16 protein-coding genes are annotated in these 19134 nt (G+C 67.4%); 7 read left to right on the top strand and 9 right to left on the bottom strand.

Annotated elements, in window-relative coordinates:
- Positions 1-117 precede the first annotated feature (117 nt).
- On the bottom strand, positions 118-2274 hold the full coding sequence (pabB, locus tag ACIP5Y_RS10065) for an aminodeoxychorismate synthase (RefSeq protein ID WP_400349406.1): 2157 nt from the start codon (positions 2272-2274) through the stop codon (positions 118-120).
- Positions 2275-2390: 116 nt separating this feature from the next.
- On the opposite strand from pabB, the gene ACIP5Y_RS10060 reads away from it, so the two are divergent.
- Entirely contained in the window at positions 2391-3455 is a 1065-nt protein-coding gene (locus ACIP5Y_RS10060; RefSeq protein WP_400351222.1) for a phosphotransferase family protein, read from the top strand.
- A gap of 74 nt (positions 3456-3529) precedes the next feature.
- Entirely contained in the window at positions 3530-4108 is a 579-nt protein-coding gene (locus tag ACIP5Y_RS10055) for a DinB family protein (RefSeq protein WP_400349405.1), read from the top strand.
- Here the strand turns inward: ACIP5Y_RS10055 and ACIP5Y_RS10050 are convergent.
- Positions 4105-5295 (bottom strand): serine hydrolase domain-containing protein, encoded by a 1191-nt coding sequence (locus tag ACIP5Y_RS10050; RefSeq protein WP_400349404.1) that lies wholly within the window; start codon positions 5293-5295, stop codon positions 4105-4107. The two genes, ACIP5Y_RS10055 and ACIP5Y_RS10050, sit on opposite strands and share 4 nt — an antisense overlap.
- Before the next feature lie 310 nt (positions 5296-5605).
- On the opposite strand from ACIP5Y_RS10050, the gene ACIP5Y_RS10045 reads away from it, so the two are divergent.
- The 5 genes from ACIP5Y_RS10045 to ACIP5Y_RS10025 all read left to right on the top strand — a co-directional run bounded on the left by ACIP5Y_RS10045 (position 5606) and on the right by ACIP5Y_RS10025 (position 10082).
- Positions 5606-7036 (top strand): amino acid permease, encoded by a 1431-nt coding sequence (locus tag ACIP5Y_RS10045; protein ID WP_400349402.1) that lies wholly within the window; start codon positions 5606-5608, stop codon positions 7034-7036.
- A gap of 9 nt (positions 7037-7045) precedes the next feature.
- Positions 7046-7858 (top strand): serine hydrolase domain-containing protein, encoded by an 813-nt coding sequence (locus ACIP5Y_RS10040; RefSeq protein WP_400349401.1) that lies wholly within the window; start codon positions 7046-7048, stop codon positions 7856-7858.
- A 118-nt stretch (positions 7859-7976) separates the two neighbouring features.
- Entirely contained in the window at positions 7977-8498 is a 522-nt protein-coding gene (locus ACIP5Y_RS10035) for a DUF3145 domain-containing protein (RefSeq protein ID WP_400349399.1), read from the top strand.
- A gap of 118 nt (positions 8499-8616) precedes the next feature.
- A complete protein-coding gene (locus tag ACIP5Y_RS10030; protein ID WP_400349397.1) occupies positions 8617-9039 on the top strand; it encodes a hypothetical protein in 423 nt (140 codons plus the stop codon).
- Between the two features lie 200 nt (positions 9040-9239).
- Positions 9240-10082 carry an SMP-30/gluconolactonase/LRE family protein gene (locus ACIP5Y_RS10025; protein WP_400349395.1) on the top strand — a complete coding sequence of 281 codons (843 nt, stop codon included), beginning with the start codon at positions 9240-9242 and terminating at the stop codon, positions 10080-10082.
- Between the two features lie 21 nt (positions 10083-10103).
- Here the strand turns inward: ACIP5Y_RS10025 and dctA are convergent, their stop codons facing one another.
- The 7 genes from dctA to ACIP5Y_RS09990 all read right to left on the bottom strand — a co-directional run bounded on the left by dctA (position 10104) and on the right by ACIP5Y_RS09990 (position 19131).
- On the bottom strand, positions 10104-11459 hold the full coding sequence (gene dctA, locus ACIP5Y_RS10020) for a C4-dicarboxylate transporter DctA (protein ID WP_400349394.1): 1356 nt from the start codon (positions 11457-11459) through the stop codon (positions 10104-10106).
- A gap of 116 nt (positions 11460-11575) precedes the next feature.
- The gene (locus tag ACIP5Y_RS10015) at positions 11576-13363 is read right to left on the bottom strand and encodes a penicillin-binding transpeptidase domain-containing protein (protein WP_400349392.1); all 1788 of its coding nucleotides are present in this window, start codon (positions 13361-13363) and stop codon (positions 11576-11578) included.
- Between the two features lie 148 nt (positions 13364-13511).
- Complete coding sequence (locus tag ACIP5Y_RS10010; RefSeq protein ID WP_400349391.1) at positions 13512-14942, bottom strand: acyl-CoA carboxylase subunit beta; 1431 nt, start codon at positions 14940-14942, stop codon at positions 13512-13514.
- Positions 14943-15108: 166 nt separating this feature from the next.
- Entirely contained in the window at positions 15109-16359 is a 1251-nt protein-coding gene (locus ACIP5Y_RS10005; RefSeq protein ID WP_400349390.1) for a KasA/KasB family beta-ketoacyl-ACP synthase, read from the bottom strand.
- An 11-nt stretch (positions 16360-16370) separates the two neighbouring features.
- Positions 16371-16676, bottom strand: coding sequence for a meromycolate extension acyl carrier protein AcpM (gene acpM / locus ACIP5Y_RS10000; RefSeq protein ID WP_400349388.1), 306 nt, complete (start codon positions 16674-16676; stop codon positions 16371-16373).
- Positions 16677-16789: 113 nt separating this feature from the next.
- Positions 16790-17704 (bottom strand): ACP S-malonyltransferase, encoded by a 915-nt coding sequence (locus tag ACIP5Y_RS09995; protein WP_400351221.1) that lies wholly within the window; start codon positions 17702-17704, stop codon positions 16790-16792.
- 128 nt (positions 17705-17832) lie between these two features.
- On the bottom strand, positions 17833-19131 hold the full coding sequence (locus ACIP5Y_RS09990; protein WP_397015587.1) for a PucR family transcriptional regulator: 1299 nt from the start codon (positions 19129-19131) through the stop codon (positions 17833-17835).
- Between the last annotated feature and the right edge of the window lie 3 nt (positions 19132-19134).

Genomic DNA, 19134 nt, shown 5'->3' with positions numbered 1-19134 from the left:
CACCGGCGGCAGTAACCACGGAAGCACGACCCGGGGCCGCCGCCACCGGGCAGCAAGCCCGTGGGACCGAGGAGTCTTGCGCCGCAGTGCGAGCCAGGCCGTGGCCGTGACCGTGGATCAGGTCTGCGGCAGGACGACGCGGCTGCCGACACCGGGGAGGGCGCGCAGGGCGGTGGCGGCTTTCCAGACCATTTCGGCGTACTCGTCCTCCGGATCCGAATCGAGGACGATCGCGCCACCCGCGCCGACACGCCAGCGGCCCTCGTGGCGCACGGCGGAGCGGATGACGATATTCAGATCGGCGGTGCCGCCCAGACCGAGGAAGCCGATGGTGCCGGAATAGACACCGCGCGCTTCGGTTTCGAGGGTGTCGATGATCTCCAGGGTGCGGAGTTTGGGGGCGCCGGTCATGGAGCCGCCCGGGAAACAGGCGCGCAGGCAGTCGATCACGTTCAGGCGGGAGCGGAGCTTGCCGCGCACCGTGGAGACCAGTTGATGCAGTGTCGAATACGTTTCGACCGCCATCAGTTTCGGGACGTGCACCGAACCCACCTCGCAGACCCGGCCCAGATCATTGCGCAGCAGATCCACGATCATCAGGTTCTCGGCCCGCGTCTTCGGGCTGCTGGCCAGCTCCGCGGCCAGGCGCTCATCCTCGCCCGGAGTATGACCGCGCGGCGCGGTGCCCTTGATCGGCTTGCTCTCCACCGTGCCGGAACGATCTATCTTGAGGAACCGCTCGGGGGAGGAGCACGCCACCTCCAGATCCGCGAAACGCAGGAAGGCCGCGTAGGGCGCGGGATTACAGCGGCGCAGGGTGCGGTAGACGGACAGGCCATCGCTGTCGACCGGGAGATACGCGCTGTCGGTGATGCAGATTTCGTACGACTCACCCGCGTGCAGCTGCGCCTGGCAGGCCGCCACATCGGCGAGATACTGCTCCCGGCCCCTGGTGAGCAGCGGAGCGACCGTGCGCTCATCGGCGGTCAATGCCAGATCCGGCGGATTCGCCCACGTGGGAAGGGCTTCCACCACGGAGAGCGTGCGATCCACCCACTCGCGGGCGACGGCCGCGGACTCCTTCGAATACGCGTCGGCCAATGCCAGCAGATGCGTCCGGCCCGCCTCGTGATCCACCACGATCAGCCGATCGGCGAACAGCCACTGCGCATCCGGCGTCGCCGCCCGATGCGTGGCCGCCGCGCCGCACTCGGCCTTCATCTCGTAGCCCAGGTAGCCGACATAGCCGCCGGCGAAATCGAAAGGCACATCCGGGAAGTCGATCCAGCGCAGCGTCAGCTGGCCGGATAGGTAGTCCAGCACGCTGCCCGGCACCTCGCGCCGCCCGGCCGCCGACTCGACCTCGACGTGCCCCGAGCCGACTCGATACCGGACCACCTCGGCGAGCGGACCCGACGCGTCACCCAGGAAAGAGAACCGGTCCAAGCCCGGCTCCACATGCTCGCTGTCGAGCCAGAAGGCGGTCGGCGAATCGCGGTACAGGCGTAGGAAAACCGCTTCCGCATCCACGGCCCGCTCGATCACCGTGTGCTCGACCCGGAATCCGGCCACGCCCGGCGGCCGGGGCATCGGACGCAGGAACAGCTCTCGCGAAAGCCGCTGCGACTCTTCCGAAGTCAGGGGACGTGGGGAACGGTCGATGATCTCGGGTTCGTGCACTATCCCGCCGTGATGCGCCCGCGTCAGCTCCGCGAAATTGCGTAGCAGCGTCCGGCCGTGCTCGCTCGCAATGGATTCCGGGTGGAACTGCACACCCCACTGCGGCCGCGTCCGATGCCGGACACCCATGATCACGCCATCCGGCGCGGTCGCGGTCACCTCCAGCGCATCCGGCAACGGCAGTGCGGCACACAACGAGTGGTAGCGCACCGCCGTGAAGTCCTGCGGCACATCCGAGAACAGGTCACGCCCATCGTGCGTGATGCGATCCGGAAACCCGTGCTGCGCCCGCGGCGCGGACGTCACCACACCCCCGGCGGCCAGCACGATGCCCTGATGCCCGAGACACACACCCAGTAGCGGCAACTCGGCCTCGGCGATCAGGGCCGCGGAGATGCCGAAATCGCGCGGCACATCCGGCCGTCCCGGGCCCGGGGAGATGACGATGTTGTCGTATTGCGCGAGATCCAACTCCGCGATATCCGCGACCGCGTCATTGCGCACGACCACGGGTTCGACCCCGTTCACCTCACTGATCAGCTGATACAGGTTGTAGGTGAACGAGTCGTAGTTGTCGATCAGCAGGGTGCGCATTTCGCAGCAAACACTACGCCAACAAAGGTCGCGCACCACGTCCCGACCAGGGTGAATCGGACGACGATCACTACTGCGGGCGTATGCCTTCAGTTCTGGTTGCGACCTACGGCACAATGGCAGGCATGTCTGTAGCGCAGCCGGTCGAAGTGGATCGAGACGTCGTGGATTTCGCGGCCGTCGGGAAATGGATGGATGAGCAGGGCCTGCCCGCCGGGGAATTCACCGGGGTGGCGCCGCTCGGCGGCGGCACGCAGAACATCATGCTGCGCTTCACCCGCGGCGGCCGCGACTACGTGCTGCGGCGCGGGCCCAAGCACCTGCGGGCCGCCAGCAACACTGTGATCCGCCGGGAATCCCGCATCCTGGGCGCGCTCGACGGGACCGGAATCCGCGCGCCCAAGGTCATCGCCGCCGGCGCCGACGATGACGTCATCGGCGCCTCCTTCTATCTCATGGAACCCATCGTCGGCTTCAACCCGCAGACCGAACTGCCCGCCCTGCACGCCGGCGACCCGGAGATCCGGCGGCAGATGGGCCTCTCCGCCGTCGAGGCCATCGCCCGCCTCGGGGCCCTCGACCACGAAGCGCTCGGCCTCGCCGACTACGGGAAGCCCGACGGCTTCCTGGAACGCCAGGTGCCGCGCTGGCTGAAGGAACTCGAGTCCTACAGCGTCAACGAGGGCTACTCGGGGCCGGAGATCCCGGGCGTCGAACGCGTCGGTGACTGGCTCGATCGCAACCGGCCCGCACAGTGGAAACCCGGCATCCTGCACGGCGATTGCCACCTCGCCAACATGATGTTCTCCTACGACGGCCCCGAAGTCGCGGCCATGGTCGACTGGGAGATGTCGACCATCGGTGATCCGCTGCTGGACCTCGGCTGGCAGATCGCCACCCGCCCCGAACCCGGCACCACCGGTGCGGCGCTCATCGGCACCCTCGGCGCGGTCGGCGGATTGCCCACGCCCGAGGAGATGATCGCGCACTACGGCAAGTTCTCCGACCGCGATCTGAGCAATGCCACCTGGTACACGGTGCTGGCCTGCTTCAAGCTCGGGATCGTGCTGGAGGGCACGTATGCGCGGGCCGCGGCGGGCAAGGCGCCCAAGCAGGTCGGGGACTTCCTGCACGCCATCACGCTGGAGTTGTTCGCGAAGGCGCATCGGCTGATCGAGTAGATCTGGCGCTATCTCAGCGCGAAGTGGCTGAATATTGGTGGCCGAAGATCTTCTGCCACATTATGTTCTGGAGCATGCCGATCGTTCCCGACATCAAAGACTGGACCTGGGTGCTGGAACGCACCTGCACCGACTGCGGATTCGACCCGGACACCATCTCCTTCGAGGCGGTGCCGGGGCTGATCCGCGACAGCGCCGCGCGGATCTCCGCCGCACTGGAACGCCCGGATGCCACTGTGCGGCCGAATGATTCGACCTGGTCCACACTCGAATACGCGGCACACGTGCGCGATGTGTGCCGGATCTTCGAGCACCGGCTGGACATCACCCGCACCGGGACGGCGCGGCCCGGACCGGTGATCGGCGGGTACGACCCGTCCGTCATCATCGGCGAAGCCGGCATCCCGATGTTCGCCAACTGGGACCAGGACGTCACCGCGGTCGCCGGCAACTACGGCGGTCAACGGCCGGGCGCAGTGCGGTCCGAACTGTCCGTGGCAGCCGAGCAGACCGCGCGCGCCTTCGAATCCGTGCCCGACGCCGACCGCGCGCGCTTCTCGCGGCGCAGCAACGGTTCACAGTTCACGGTCGACTCCTTGGCCCGCTACTTCGCGCACGATGTCGTGCACCACGTGCACGACGTCCGCGGCTAACCGCAGCGCAGCAGCGCCGCACGGAGATTGCGGGAGCGCACATCGTCCAGTACCGCCATACCCAGGCGGTTCATGACGTAGCCGAAGCCGAGACCCGTTGCCGGATCGGCGAATCCGAACGAACCGCCATACCCCGTGGTGCCGTACGCACGCTTGTCGGAGCCGAAACGGAAACTGCCGCACGACTTCCGGAAACCCAGGTGATAGCGGCTGTCGGTGAGCAGCACCAGATCCGCCGCGGGCACATCATCCGCGGTCTCGGCGGCGGCGAGCCGGGCCAGCACCGCAGCGTCGACCGGCAGCTCACCCGTGCCGCCCGCCGCCGCACCGTAAACCCGGGCCAGCGAGCGGGCGGTGCCCACGCCACCGGCGGCCGGACTCTCCACCGACAGGAACTCCCGGCGGGTCGCCCGCGCGGGGGCACCCACCTGCGGACTGTTCAACGCGCGGAACGACAGCCCACGCTTGGCATACAACTGCACGCCGATACGCACGGGCACATCCCGCTCATAGCGCAGCACATCCAGGCCCTCGGTGGCCGACAGCGTGGCCACCCGATCCAGCGAAACCTCTTCCGGCAGGCCGATATAGAAATCCAGGCCCAGCGGCGCCGCGAAATCCTCGGCGAAAACCCGGCCCAGGCTGCGATGCGCGGGATCCACCCGGCGGATCAACTCGCCCTGATACAACCCCGCCGTGATCGGGTGATACCCGTGCCGGGTTCCCGGCCGCCACAACGGTTTCTGCGCGGCCAGGGTCACCGCCAGCGCATCCCGATCGGCCATATCCGTCAGCCGCACCGTGCGATCCAGCGCCGCCAGCCCGGCCTGATGATCCAGCAACTGCCGGACGGTAATCGACTCCTTACCGTGCGCGCCGAACTCCGGCCAGTACTCCGCCACCGGCGCTTCATAATCCAGCAGCCCCCGCGAAACGGCCGACGCGACCACGAACGCCGTCATGCCCTTGGTGGAGGACCACACCGGCGCCATGGTGTCCCGCTCCCACGGCACCCGCCGCTTCCGATCCCGATACCCCGCCCACAGATCCACCACCGGCCGATCCCCCTCGAACACGGCCACCGCCGCCCCGATCTCCCCATGCCGCGCGAAGTTCCGCCGGAACGCATCCGCCACCGCCCCGAACCCGCCGTCCACCTCACCGTGGACCATGACCCGCTCACCCATAATGGGCCGATCGTAACCACCCGCGAGCGGGATCTCATGGTGGCGCCTACTCGGCAAACGCTTCCATGAGTTCCCGGTGATCACCTGACCAGACCAGACCAGACCAGACCAGGCCGGGCGGGGCGGGCTCGACTCGGTGGGCGGCGCGCAAGTCGGCCGCTGATCAGGCGTGGGGGAGGGGCGACCGGAGCGTGGGCGGGTGACTGTGGGTGGGTGCGGGTGCGGGGGCGTTGCGGTGCGGTATGTACGGTTTCTCGACTTGTCGGGTGCCGGCGGGGATGTGGGGGTTGACCGGGTAGCGTGGCGGGGCGTGTCCGGTCTATCCACGATTACCGCATCATTGCTGCGGACCAAGCCTGTCGAACAGCTCGCTTCCGAGGGCGAGCACACCGCGTTGCGCCGCAGTATGGGGCTCATTCCGCTGATCGCGTTGTCGGTCGGCGCGACGCTGGGCACCGGCATTTTCGTCGTGCTCGGCGAGGCGGCGCCGCTGGCGGGGCCCGCGGTGGTGGTGTCGTTCGTCGTCGCCGCGCTGGCCGCGCTGTTCTCGGCGCTGTCGTATGCGGAACTGGCCAGTGCGGTGCCGGTGTCCGGGTCGGCCTACTCCTATACCTATGCGACGCTCGGCGAGATCGTGGCCTGGGTGTGCGGGTGGTGCCTGCTGCTGGAGTACGGCGTCTCGGTGGCGGCGGTCGCGGTGGGGTGGGGCGCGTACCTCAACGAGTTCCTGGGATCCACGATCGGCTGGCGGATTCCGGATGCGCTCGCTTCCGCGCCGAGCGACGGCGGGATCGTGAACCTGCCCGCGGCGGTGGTGGTGCTCATCGCCACCGGGGTGCTGCTGCAAGGGGTTCGGGAGAGCGCGCGGGTCACCACTGTGACGACCATGATCAAGATTGCGGTGCTGGTGTTCTTCGTCGTCGTCGCGGTAACGGCGTTCGACTCCGGCAATCTGCATCCCTTCGCGCCCGCTGGGATTTCGGGCATCAGCGCGGCCGCGTCCATGGTGTTCTTCTCGTTCATCGGGTTCGACGCCGCCTCGACCGCCGGCGAGGAGGCCAAGAATCCGCAACGGGATCTGCCGCGCGCCATCATCATCTCGCTCGGCATCGTCACCCTCGCCTACGTGCTGGTAGCGCTGACCGCGGTCGGCGCGGTGGGCGTGGACAAGGTGAGCAGTTCGGGCGCCTCGCTGTCCACCGTGCTGGAGCAGGTGACCGGACGGGGCTGGCCCGCAACGATTCTCGCGGCCGGCGCGGTCGTCGCCATCGCCTCGGTGGTGCTCACCGTGCTGTACGGGCAGACCCGCATCCTGGTGGCCATGTCCCGGGACGGGCTCATGCCCAAGGTCTTGTCGAACGTCGGGGTTAAACGGGTGCCGACCACGAACATCCTGATCGTCGGCGGCGCGGTCGCGGTGCTGTCGGCGCTGATCCCGCTCGGAGAGTTGGTGAATGCCACCAATATCGGCACGCTGGTGTCCTTCGGCCTGGTGAACATCGGGGTGCTGGTGCTGCGGCGCACCAAGCCGGACCTGCCGCGCAGCTTCCGCACGCTGGTGCCGCTGGTGCCGGTGCTGGGCGTGGTCATGTGCGTGTGGCTGCTCGTCCACCTGCCGGGCGTGACCTGGCTGGCCTTCACGCTGTGGTCGGCCGTCGGGCTGGTGGTGTACTTCGGCTACGGCCGCCGCCGGTCCGCGCTGAGCCGAGCCGCCGAGGCGCGGGCGGAGGTCGACTCGTAGGCTCGTAGCGTGCGAGCGCTGGAGCAGATTCGTCAGTGGCCGGTCCGGAACGCGGCCGCGGGTGTCGTCGTCCGCGGGAAGGGTGTCGTCGACACCGAGGGGGACATCGCCAAGGTGTTCCCGCTCGCGTCGGTGACGAAACCGCTTGTGGCATATGCGGTTCTGGTGGCGATCGAAGAGGGCGCCATCGAGCTGGAGCAGCCGGCCGGGCCACCCGGGTCCACCGTCCGGCATCTGCTGGCGCACACCTCCGGGCTCGCCTTCGCTACTGATGAGGTGCTGTCCGAGCCCGGGTTGCGGCGCATCTACTCGAGTGCGGGTTTCGAGGTGCTGGCGGATTTCGTGGCCGCGCAGACCGGGATTCCGTTCGACAGCTACCTGCACGAGGCGGTGTTCGAACCGCTGGGCATGGCGTCCTCGGTGCTGGCCGGGTCGGCCGGGCACGGGGCGCGGTCGTCGGTCGCAGACCTGCTGCGGTTCGCCAGTGAATTGCTGGAACCCACGATTGTGAGTGCGGAACTCGTATCCGAAGCTGTCACAGTGCAATTCCCGGGACGCAATGGCGTACTCCCCGGCTACGGGTCACAGCGGCCCAATGACTGGGGACTGGGCTTCGAAATCCGCGACCACAAAACGCCGCACTGGACCGGCGGCGCCAACTCGCCGCGCACCTACGGCCATTTCGGGCAATCCGGCACCTTTCTCTGGATCGACCCGGAAGTCGGCATGGCGTGTCCCGCGCTGGCGGACGAAAATTTCGGTGATTGGGCGCGGGCGGCCTGGCCGCCGCTCAGTGACGCCGTGATCGCGGAGTTTGCGTAGTCTGCGACACGTCGGGGAAAGCAACACACGTAACACCGGGCACTCCAGTAAACTCGGGCAACGCCGGCCGCGGAGATCGTTGGGGAAGACGTTCCTCGTCGAGCCGGAGGTGTCAGTGGTGCGTGCGTCTGGTCAGTTCGCCGAGGCGACGTCTGGAGTCGTCTATATCCATTCGTCGCCGGCGGCGCTGTGCCCGCACGTCGAATGGGCGCTCACCTCGACCCTCAAGGCTCCCGCCAAACTCCGCTGGACCGGACAACCCGTCGACCCGGGGCATTTGCGCGCCACTACCGATTGGTTCGGTCCGGTCGGTACCGGCGGCAAATTAGCCAGCGCATTGCGGGATTGGCCGGTCCTGTGTTTCGAAGTCACCGAGGAACCCAGCGAAGGCGTGGACGGCGAACGCTACAGCTTCGTCCCCGGACTCGGCCTCTGGCGCGGCACGGTCAGCGCCAATGGCGATGTCATGGTCGGCGAGATGCGATTGCGCGCCATCATCGACGACGCCCGCGGCCGCCGTGCCGATATCGCCGCCGAGATCGATCGCGCCCTCGGCACCGCCTGGGACGACACGCTCGAGCCCTACCGCTTCGGTGGGGAAGGCGCCGAGGTCACCTGGCTCCGCCGCGACGTCGGCTGACCTCGAACTGTCCGGCTTGTCCGTATTTAGTGGGCGTGGCAGGTGCCTCGAGACCCGAGCGCCGGGCAGAATGCGCAAGGAGGCATCGGAGAATCGCGCCAACGATCGTGGAGGGCTCATGCGGCGGATCACAGGCACACTCGGCATCGCGGTGCTGGCCGCGGTCACGGCATTCGGAATCGCCGGCTGCAACGACAAGTCGACCAGCGGCGCCACCGGCGGGTCCAGCACCCAACCCCAGCCGAGCAGCGCTGCCGCCGGGGCCTTTCCGGCCTCCGGGCACGAACTCGTGCAATGTGGCACCGGCCCATGGGGACTGGCCGTGGTCGCCTCCACGGTCAAGGGCAACGACTACTGCCCGACCGCCATGGCCGTCGTCAACGCCTACGCCGAACAGCGGGCCAAACAACCCGACGGGGATATCGCGGTGACCGTCGCCGATATCCGCTGGGTATGCGGCGAACGAACCGGCGACCCCAACCCGGTCCAGCAATGCGCCAGCCAGAACGAATCCGCCGAGAAAGTTCGCCTCGTCTCCTGAGCGACAGCCGATCTCCCCGCGAGGTCCCGATCTCGCGGCGACTGCCTCCTGCCGCGTACGAACCGTGGTTCGAAAGGCACCCGGCGGAAGTTGTTCCTTCGGCAGGAAATTCGAATTCCCGGCGGGACCTCCGCGCGCACGTCCACGCGGCTAGGCTCGGGGCGCGGCATTCCCCGGCACGGCGGAGGGCAGGAATTCGGATGAGTGACTTCGAGACGCTGGTCAGTGGACGCGGCCTGGTCGAATCCCCGCGCTGGCACGATGGCCGGCTGTACTTCGCGGACTGGTCCTCGGGTGAAGTGCTCGCGGTCGATCTCACCGGACACACCGAGACGGTGGCACGGGTCGACGCACTGCCGCTGTGCCTCGCCTGGCACCCCGACGGCGACCTGATCATCGTGGATTCGACCGAGGGGCAACTACTCCGGCGCACCTCCGCCGGGGACCTCGCACGCCATGCGGACCTCGGCAAGCCGGGCTGGAACGACATCATCATCGACGGCCGCGGCAACACCTACGTCAACGGCGCGGGATTCAATCCGATGAGCGGCGAGGACTTCGCCCCCGGTGGCATCACCCTGGTCGCCCCCGACGGAACTGTCCGCCGTGTCGCCGAGGACATCGCCTTCCCCAACGGCATGGCGGTGACCGCCGACAACTCGACCTTGATCGTCGCGGACTCCTACCGAAAGTGCCTGGTGGGCTTCGACATCGACGCCGACGGCGGGCTCTCCAACCGCCGCATCTGGGCCGACCTCGGCGCCGGCGTGCCCGACGGCATCTGCGTCGACCAGGAGAGCGCCGTCTGGTACGCCGACGTCCCCAACCAGTGGTGCGTCCGCGTCGCGGAGGGCGGCAAGGTGCTGAGCACTCTGCACCTGGACCGCGGCGGATTCGCCTGCACCCTGGGCGGACCCGACGCCACCACCCTGTTCGTGGTCGCCGCCGAATGGCGCGGCATGACCTCCGACAACCCCGTCGGCCCGGGCAGCGGCCAGGTCCTGGCAACCACCGTCGACGTGCCCGGCGCCGGCTGGCCGTAGCTGCGAGCGGTCGTCACGGCCTCAAACATTCACCGCCATGGGATCCGGATCCCGCAGCGGCTCTACCGATTCACCGTTCAGTACGCGAGTCAGGCGTTCACGGTCGAGTTGGCCCTCCCAGTTCGCCACCACGAGAGTGGCGACGCAGTTGCCGAGGAGATTGACCGAAACCCGCATGGAATCCATGATTCGGTCGGCGCCGAGCAGGATCGCCACCGCGGCAACGGGAATCGAGCCGTGGCCGATGGCCGTGATGGTCGCGGACAAGGCCAAGAAGGACGATCCGGGGACGGCGGCCATACCCTTCGAGGTGAGCATCAAGACCAGCAACGCGGTGAGCTGCTCGCCTATAGAGAGATTCACGTCCAGGGCCTGCGCGAGGAACAGCACGCAGATGGACAGGTACAGGGTGGCGCCGTCCAGGTTGAACGAATAGCCGGTCGGCACAACGAGACCCGTGGTGGCGCGCGAGCAGCCGGCATCGATCAGCTTCGTCATGATGCGGGGGAGTACCACTTCGGTGGAGGCCGTGCTCAAGGCCAGGAACATCTCCTCGCGAATGTACTTCAGGAACTTCCACAGGCTCACGCCCGCGAAAATCCTTGCGATGGCGGCCAATACGAAGAGGAACAGCACGGCCGCCAGGTAGCAGCAGCCGATCAGCTTGCCGTAGCTGCCCAGCGATTTCAGGCCGTACTGGCCCACGATGTAGGCCATCGCGCCGAAGGCGCCCAGGGGTGACAGCTTCATGATCCAGCCGATCATGATGAAGAAGATGCGGCTCACATGGTCGATGCCCTCCAGGATCACGGGCGGCCCGTTCTCGCCGAACTTGGCCAGCGCCACCCCGAAGAACACGGCGACGAACAACACCTGCAGCATCTTGTTCTCCGCGAACGCGGACAGCATCGACGTCGGGATGATGTTCAGGAGGAAGTCGACCGTATGCGGCAGTGACCCGTTCTGCGTCGTCTTCGCGATCTGATCGGCGCCCGTGGCGAGGGTTTTCGGGTCGATGCTGAAACCGGTGCCCGGCTTCAGCACATTCCCGACCACCAGACCGAACAGCAGCGCGAAGGTGGTGACCGCCTCGAAGTAGATCAGCGCCTTCACGCCGATCCGCCCCACCGACTTCAGATTCCCGACGTGCGCGATGCCGAGCACCACCGTGCAGAACACGATGGGCGCGATCACCATCTTGATCAGCTTGATGAACCCGTCGCCGAGCGGTTTCAGCTCCGCGCCGACGTGCGGCCACAGCGCCCCCACCACGATCCCGGCCACCACCGCCACCAGCAGTTGCGTGAACAGCGCCCGGTACCAAGGTGTTCGGTACGGCGCCGCGGGTTCGACCGGTATCACGAGTTCCTGAGCCATGCCGGAAACCGTAGGTTTGCTGTGTATCCCGCCCATGTCCCGGCTGTTGCCGCACGGTGACGGGCACACCCGCCGAAGGACTGCTGCGCGGCCGCACCACGACGCGGTACGCGGCGCTAGTGGAGTGCGCGCAGCATGCGTCCCGCCGCATCCACCGCCGGAGTGGAGCTGTTCGCGTCGTAGATGAAGACCGCGATGGCCAGATCGCCGGAGATGCCGACGAACCAGCCGTGGGCGTGCTTGTCGTCGATGAACTCCGCGGTGCCGGTCTTGCCCAGCATGTCCGGGATATCGCGCAGGTTGGTCGCGGTGCCGGAGGTGACGGTCTCCCGCATCATCGGTTTGATCTCGTTCGGGATATTCGCGGGCAGCGGGGCGGGAACCGGATTCGGCTTTCCCGGCTGACCGGCGACGAGGGTCGGGTTCGGGACCGACCCGTGTGCGATCGTGGCGGCCACCAAGGCCATACCGAACGGCGTGGCGGTGACCTGCCCCTGACCGATACCCGACTCCACCCGTTCGGCGGGCGTGTTCGCGGCCGGGACCTTACCGGTGACGGTGGTGAGTCCCGGTGTCACGAAGTCGATTCCGAGCCCCAGCTGGGCGGCCGCCTTGGTGAGTCCGTCCGGTGGCAGCTGTACCGCCAGCTTGCCCATGGTGGTGTTGCAGGACTGGGCGAACGCGGTGTGCAAGGGGACATTGCCGAGGTCGAAGTTATTGTCGTTCGGGATGGTCCGGCCTTCGATGTTGGCGCTGCCGGGGCACGGGAGCACGGTATCGGGGGTGACGATGCCGGCTTGCAGGGCCGCGGAGACCGTCACCGTCTTGAACGTCGAACCCGGCGGATAGAGACCGGTCAACGCGATCGGTCCCTGCGCGTCGGCGGGCGAATTCTGCGCCATGGCAAGCACATTCCCGGTCGACGGCTGCAAGGCCACGATGGCCGCGGGCTGGGTGATCGAGGACAGCGCGCCCAGCGCGGCACGCTGCATGCCCACATCGAGCGTGGTGCGAATATCGGTGGTGGGCTTGGCTTCCTGACCCGCGATGCGGACCGTGCTGCCGTCGGAGGTCGTCGCCCGCACCGCCCAGCCGCTCGCCGCATCGGCCTCCTGCTGCCACAGATCGGCGAGACCCGAGAGAGTCGGTGAGGTCAGCGCCTTGTCTGTAGTCAACAAGCGGGTCTGCTGGGCCAGCGTGACACCCGAGAGCGCGGACAGCTGCTGCTGAATGGGTGCGAGATCCGAATCCCGCAGCGTGATCGCCGTGATCGGCTTACCCTGCGCCCCGGACAGATCCGATTGCAGCGAGGTCGCGGTGATGCCGGGCGAGATGGGCGCCAGCAGCGCCGCCACCGCGCCCAGATCCGCGCCGGACGCCACATTCACCAGCGTCACCACTTGCTGCGTCATCAACTCGCCGCCATTCGAGTCGAGAATGCGCGCGGGCTGTTGCGGATAGGCGGGACCGTAACTCAAAGGCCCCTGATCCAGCCCGGGCGCGACGGTCAGCGGATTCCAATGCACTTTCCAGCCGTCGTGATCCGCGGCGGTGCCCTGGGTCGTATACGTCCATTCGTGCTTGCCGTCGGCGCCGAGTTTCCAGGTGGCCGATAGTTCGAAACTGTCGCTGCCGCCGTTCTTCCCGGTGTCCTGCACCTGGAATTTCACGTTCTTGCCCAGCCCGTCGTACAGCGGGCCGAGCGCCGCGGACGCCGACTTCGGGTCATCGGTCAGCGCCGCGGCACCCTGGACATCGTCCTTGGTCAAGGCGTCCGCGAACTGCTGCGCCACGGATTTGGGCTGATCCGGCCCGGAGGAGGAGCAGGCGGCCAGCGCCACCACAGGCGCCGCGAGCAGAGCGAGAATCCTGGTGGTTGTACGCACCCGACCGACCCTACTCATTTCGGGCACGCCCGGAGCAATCGCAATTCGGAATGGAACGAGCCGATTCGGTATCGATCGAGGAAATTCGGTACGAATCGAGCCGGAACACAACGTAAAAGCGGGCAGTCTCCGAGGAGGCTGCCCGCTTTTGCTGCCGCGTAGCGATTTACAGCGGAATGTTCTTGTTGTGCTGTGGGCGGGCCGGTGCCGCGGCCAGGGCGGCGGCGATGGTCGAACGCGTCTTGGACGGCTCGATGACCTCGTCGACCACACCGATCGCGATGGCGCGCTGGACGCCGCCGGCGATGCGCTCGTGCTCCTCGGTGAGGCGCTCGATCATGGCTTCGCGCTCCTCCTCGGGAGCGGCGGCGATGGCCTTCTTGTGCAGAATGCCGACCGCGGCCTTGGCGCCCATCACGGCGACCTCGGAACCCGGCCACGCGTACACGGCCGTGGCGCCCAGCGAGCGGGCGTTCATGGCGATGTAGGCGCCACCGTAGATCTTGCGCGTCACCAGGGTGACCCGCGGGACGCGGGCCTCGGCGAAGGCGTGCAGCAGCTTCGCGCCGCGGCGCACCACGCCTTCGAGTTCCTGCGAGACGCCCGGCAGGTAGCCGGGGACGTCGGTGACCACGATCAGCGGGATACCGAACGCGTTGCACAGTCGCACGAAACGCGAAGCCTTCTCGGCACTTTCGGAGTTGAGGCAGCCACCCAGGCGGATCGGGTTGTTGGCCAGTACACCGACGGTGCGCCCACCCAGGCGGCCGATGCCGACCACCATGGAGCGGGCGTAGCCCCCTTGGAGTTCCTCGAAAGAGCTTTCGCCGTCGACGTTGTCGAGCAGTTCGTTGATGATCGGCTTGACGTCGTAGGCGCGCTTGGCCGAGGCCGGCATCATGGCCTTCAGATCCACGTCGCCGTGTTCGGCTGCGGCCAGGTCGAATTCGCCCTGCTCGGCGAACATCGAGACGAGGCGGCGCGCGCGGTGCATGGCGTCGGATTCGTCGTCGGCGACGATGTGGCAGACGCCGGACTTCTTGCCGTGGGTGATCGGGCCGCCCAGGGTCGCCATGTCGACGCTCTCGCCGGTCACCGTCTTCACGATGTCGGGGCCGGTGACGAAGACCCGGCCCTCGGGGGCCATGATCACGATATCGGTCAGCGCGGGACCGTAGGCGGCGCCACCGGCGGCGAAGCCGAGGACCACGGAAATCTGGGGGACCTGACCGGACGCGCGGACCATGGCCTCGAAGACCAGGCCGACCGCGTGCAGGGCTTCCACGCCCTCGGCCAGGCGGGCGCCACCGGAATGCCACAGGCCCACCACGGGAACCTTGGAATCGATGGCGGTGTCGATCGCGTCGACGATGTGCTTGCAGCCCTCCACGCCCATGGCGCCGCCCATCACGGTGGCGTCGGAGCAGTAGGCGACGGTGCGGACACCGTCGACCTCGCCGATAGCGGCAAGGACACCCGACTTGTCGCGGGGGTGCAGGGGGAGAACGGTTCCGGGATCGAAGAAACGCTGCAACCGACCCAGCGGGTCACGGGGATCGGTCGTGGTGTCCGCGTGTGCGGGGGCCATGATGGTCATCGCAAACTCTCCTGATAGGAAGGGCGGTCGCTGAGAGCGGCTGCGAATGTCGTTATCCCAGGCGGGGTTTCGGGTGCGGGATCTACCTCATCCGAGACCCCGCCTGGAACCGCTTGTCTACTGACCGGTGCTTGCTGTAACTACTGCCAGCTAGCTGGCGTGCGTGTCAGTACCGGCCGAAGGCGAGCGCGACATTGTGCCCACCGAAACCGAAAGAGTTGTTGATCGCGTACTCGATGTCCTGCCGGCGAGCATCGCCGTGCACCACATCGAGATCGATCTCCGGATCCTGGTTGTCCAGGTTCAGCGTGGGCGGAACGATCCCGTCCCGGATGCTGAGAACCGTGAGCACCGACTCGAGCGCGCCGACGGCGCCGATCGAGTGGCCCAGGGCGGACTTCGGCGCGTACACCGAGGCGTGGTTGACACCCGCCTTGTGGATCGCGTTCGCTTCCGCGCTGTCGCCAATGGGAGTGGCGGTCGCGTGGGCGTTCACATGGGTCACGTCCTTGGGGGACAGACCCGCGGTCTGCATCGCGCGCTGCATGGCGCGAGCCGCACCGCTGCCCTCCGGATCCGGCGCCACCAGGTGGAAACCGTCGGAGGTGATACCGGCGCCCATCAGGCGGGCGTGGATCGTGGCGCCGCGCGCCTTGGCGTGCTCCTCGGTCTCGATGACCATGAGCGCGCCCGCTTCGCCGAACACGAAGCCGTCGCGGTCCTTGTCGAACGGCCGGGAGGCCGCCTTCGGCGCGTCGTTGCGGGTCGACATGGCCCGCATCATCGAGAACGCCGCGATCGGAATCGAGTCGATGTAGCCCTCGACACCGCCGGTGACCACCATGTCGGCGTCACCCATGACGATCATGCGCCACGCGTTGGCGATGGCTTCCGAACCCGATGAGCACGCCGAGACCGGAGTGACCACTCCCGCCCGCGCCTTGAGTTCGAGACCGACGACGGCAGAAGGACCGTTCGGCATGACCATCTGAACCGCCAGCGGCGAGATCTTGCGGTAGCCGCCGTTCTTCAGCTTGTCGACCGAGTCGATGAGCGCATCGCCGCCGCCGAGGCCGGTGCCGATGGCCACACCCAGCCGCAGCGGGTCGACCTCGGGGGAACCGGCGTTCTTCCACACCTCGCGGCCCAAAACCATGGCCAGCCGCTCGACATACGCCATCCGGCGGATCTCGACGCGGTCGAGGAGGGTATCCGGCGACACCTTCAGGTGCCCGCCGATGCGAACCGGAAGGCCGTACTCCTCGATGAAATCGTCCTCGAGAGTGTCGATTCCGCTCTCGCCATTGAGGAGGCCCTTCCACGTCGCATCGACGTCACCGGCGATCGACGTGGTCGCCGCCATGCTCGTGACGACGACGTTGGGGAAGTTCCCGTTCAAGGTGGAAGGAGTGGTCACGGTGTCGGTCCTTATTCGCCGTCGTTAGCGAACTTGGCCTTCATCGCCTCGGCGGCCTCGGAGTTCTCGGCCTCGAGCTTCTGGATGTAACCCACCGCGTCGCCGACGGTCTTCAGGCTCGCCAGGTCCTCATCGGGGATCTTGACGCCGTACTTGTCCTCGGTCTGGACGGCGATCTCGACCATCGACAGCGAGTCGATGTCCAGGTCGTCGACGAAGGACTTCTCGATGGTCACCTCGGAGGGCTCGATACCGGTCACCTCTTCGATGATCTTGCCGAGCTCTTCGACGATCTGTTCCTGGGTCAGAGCGGCCACTTTGGTGGCTCCCTTCTTGTTTCCTCTAGTGGGAATGGGTGGGGGTGGAACTTGCGGTCCCTCGGTTGTCCTGGTGCGCCGTCGCCGTTGACGGTGCGGGACCGCGAGTCAAGCTAGCTTGCCGACGTGAGTTCGGCGAGCGCGGGGAGGTCCGAAGGAGTCTTCAGCGCCAGATTCGGGGTGCCCTTGAGCTCCCGCTTGGCGATCCCGACCAGGGTTCCGGCCGGCGGCAACTCTGCCACCGCGGAAACACCCGCAGCACGGACGGTTTCGGTGCACAGGTCCCAGCGCACTGGGCTGGTGACCTGGTTCGCCAGCTTATCGATGGCATCCCTGCCCGACGTTACGGCCTTGCCGTCGAAATTCGACAGCAGGACCCGGGTCGGGTCGCTCGGGGCGATCTGTGCGATCGCCTCCGCCACGGCGTCCCGGGCAGGTGCCATGAACGCGGTGTGGAAGGCGCCGGCGACCGGAAGAGCACGAACACGTGCCTTTTCCGGCGGGTTCGCCGCGAGTTCCGCGAGCGCCTCGAGCTTACCCGCGGCCACGATCTGACCCACCGCATTGCGGTTGGCCGGAACCAGGCCGAGTTCCTCGAGCCGCGCGAGCACGACGGCTTCGTCACCGCCGAGCACCGCGGACATGCCGGTCGGCTCGAGTGCGCACGCCTTGGCCATCTCCGCTCCGCGGATGGCGGCCAGGGTCACCGCATCGTCGGCGGAGATGACTCCGGCGACGGCAGCGGCGGCGAATTCGCCGACCGAATGTCCGGCGACGATGGTATCCGCGGGCAGTGAATCCTGCGGGACTTCCGCGAAAGCCAGAAGGGCAGCCGCGACGACGAGCGGCTGCGTCACAGCCGTGTCGACGATTTCATCCGCTGTCGCTGTGGTGCCCAACCGCAGCAGGTCCAGCCCCGCGGCCTTACCCCACAGCGCGATGCGGTCTGCAGCGCCGGGGAGTTCCAGCCAAGGGGTGAGCATGCCGGGTGTCTGAGAGCCCTGTCCAGGGGCGAACAACGCGATCACGCTCATAAGAAAACACTGTGTCGGCGCTTTCACGAGATGTCGGCGCGAATGAAGCTTGCTCGGCAGTTTTGTGGGGAGTCCACAAACGGCCAAGTGGCTTGCCCCGATCGCCCGGTTCCGGGGGCGCGTTACATCCCGTCTTTCGGATCTGTGACGGGAGTGGCGTCTGTGGCCGGAGTAGGTGTTTCGTTACGGGTTCGTGTCAGCCGACCTACTGTGGCTGCGATACGTAACACATACGCATCGCGCGGGTTCATCGGATCACGTCCGGTGATGTCGGCGATGCGCTTCAACCGGTAGCGGACCGTATTTGGATGAACGTACAGCTGGCGGGCGCAGGTCTCGACGGCTCCGCCGCAGTCCAGATAGGCATCCAAGGTGTCCGAGAGGTCGGCGCTTGCGGCGGCCAACGGTAGCACGAGATGTTCGTTGAGGGCGTCTATCGCGGCCCGGTCGCCGAGCAGCGCGCGTTCGGGCAATAACTCCGAGGCGTGCACCGGCCGCGGCGCCCCGCGCCAGCCCACCACGGCCTCCATACCGGCCATCGCCTCCACCGAGCTGACATGTGCCGCGGACAGCGTGCGCATGGTCGGCCCGATGACCACCGGGCCGTCGGAGAAGGCCTCGCTCAGCAACTCGCCGAGGAACGGCGACGGATACATGGTGTCGCCCAGATGACCGCTCACCACCATCACCAGCCGCGAACCCTGCACCACCGCGAGGGCATTGCGGCCGTGCCGGGTGGCGGCGCTATGTACGGAACTGACAACGGCCACCTGGTCTTTGGGGGGAGTTCCCACCAAGACCGTGGCCGGCGCTGTCGCGTCCCAGTTCAAAGTGGCCGCGCGGGAAAGCATTTCGGGACCGGTATCGCCGCGCACCACGGCGTCGACGACCAGCGCCTCCAAACGGGTATCCCAGGCGCCGCGCGACTCCGCGGCCGAGGCGTACACCGAGGCGGCCGCGAAACCGAGCTCCCGCCCGTATCGCAGCACCGCCTCGGTGAGCGCCACCAGCTGCCGGTCGTTGCGCGCCAGCGCCGGCAGCCACTGCTCGAAGAACTCCATGGCCACCCGGACCATGTCGACGGTCTGGCGCAGCGTCAGCCGCCGCGCCAGATCGTCCGGAATCACCTGGAAGGCGTCCAGGGAGAACCGGATATCCGATTCCGGATCCTGCAGCCATTCCAGGAAGTTCACCACCGCCGTCTGCACCAGCATCTGCACGCCCGCGCGTTGCGCGGCATCCAGATTGGCGAAGAACGGCAACCGATCCTGCATCGACGCGACAGCCTCGGTCGACAAGCGACCGGAGAACTGCTTCACCCGCTTGAGGAGCGTGTCCGGAAGCGGATCGCGCGTCTGCCGATTCGGGGAGAGCGCGCCGGTCGGGAGGTACACCTCGTTTTCGGAAGTGCCCTCGTTGATCCG

Origin of the sequence: Nocardia sp. NPDC088792, from assembly GCF_044750615.1 — a bacterium.
In the GTDB taxonomy this organism is placed as follows: Bacteria; Actinomycetota; Actinomycetes; order Mycobacteriales; family Mycobacteriaceae; genus Nocardia.
This window is presented reverse-complemented; position numbering and strand designations above follow the sequence as displayed.

Coding starts and splice junctions, on each gene's coding strand:
- dctA (WP_400349394.1), bottom strand. CDS start 11,459: ATGGCTCAGGAACTCGTGATACCGGTCGAACCCGCGGCGCCGTACCGA.
- ACIP5Y_RS10010 (WP_400349391.1), bottom strand. CDS start 14,942: ATGACCATCATGGCCCCCGCACACGCGGACACCACGACCGATCCCCGT.
- ACIP5Y_RS10055 (WP_400349405.1), top strand. CDS start 3,530: ATGCCGATCGTTCCCGACATCAAAGACTGGACCTGGGTGCTGGAACGC.
- pabB (WP_400349406.1), bottom strand. CDS start 2,274: ATGCGCACCCTGCTGATCGACAACTACGACTCGTTCACCTACAACCTG.
- ACIP5Y_RS10025 (WP_400349395.1), top strand. CDS start 9,240: ATGAGTGACTTCGAGACGCTGGTCAGTGGACGCGGCCTGGTCGAATCC.
- ACIP5Y_RS10060 (WP_400351222.1), top strand. CDS start 2,391: ATGGCAGGCATGTCTGTAGCGCAGCCGGTCGAAGTGGATCGAGACGTC.
- ACIP5Y_RS10030 (WP_400349397.1), top strand. CDS start 8,617: ATGCGGCGGATCACAGGCACACTCGGCATCGCGGTGCTGGCCGCGGTC.
- ACIP5Y_RS10015 (WP_400349392.1), bottom strand. CDS start 13,363: ATGAGTAGGGTCGGTCGGGTGCGTACAACCACCAGGATTCTCGCTCTG.
- ACIP5Y_RS10050 (WP_400349404.1), bottom strand. CDS start 5,295: ATGGGTGAGCGGGTCATGGTCCACGGTGAGGTGGACGGCGGGTTCGGG.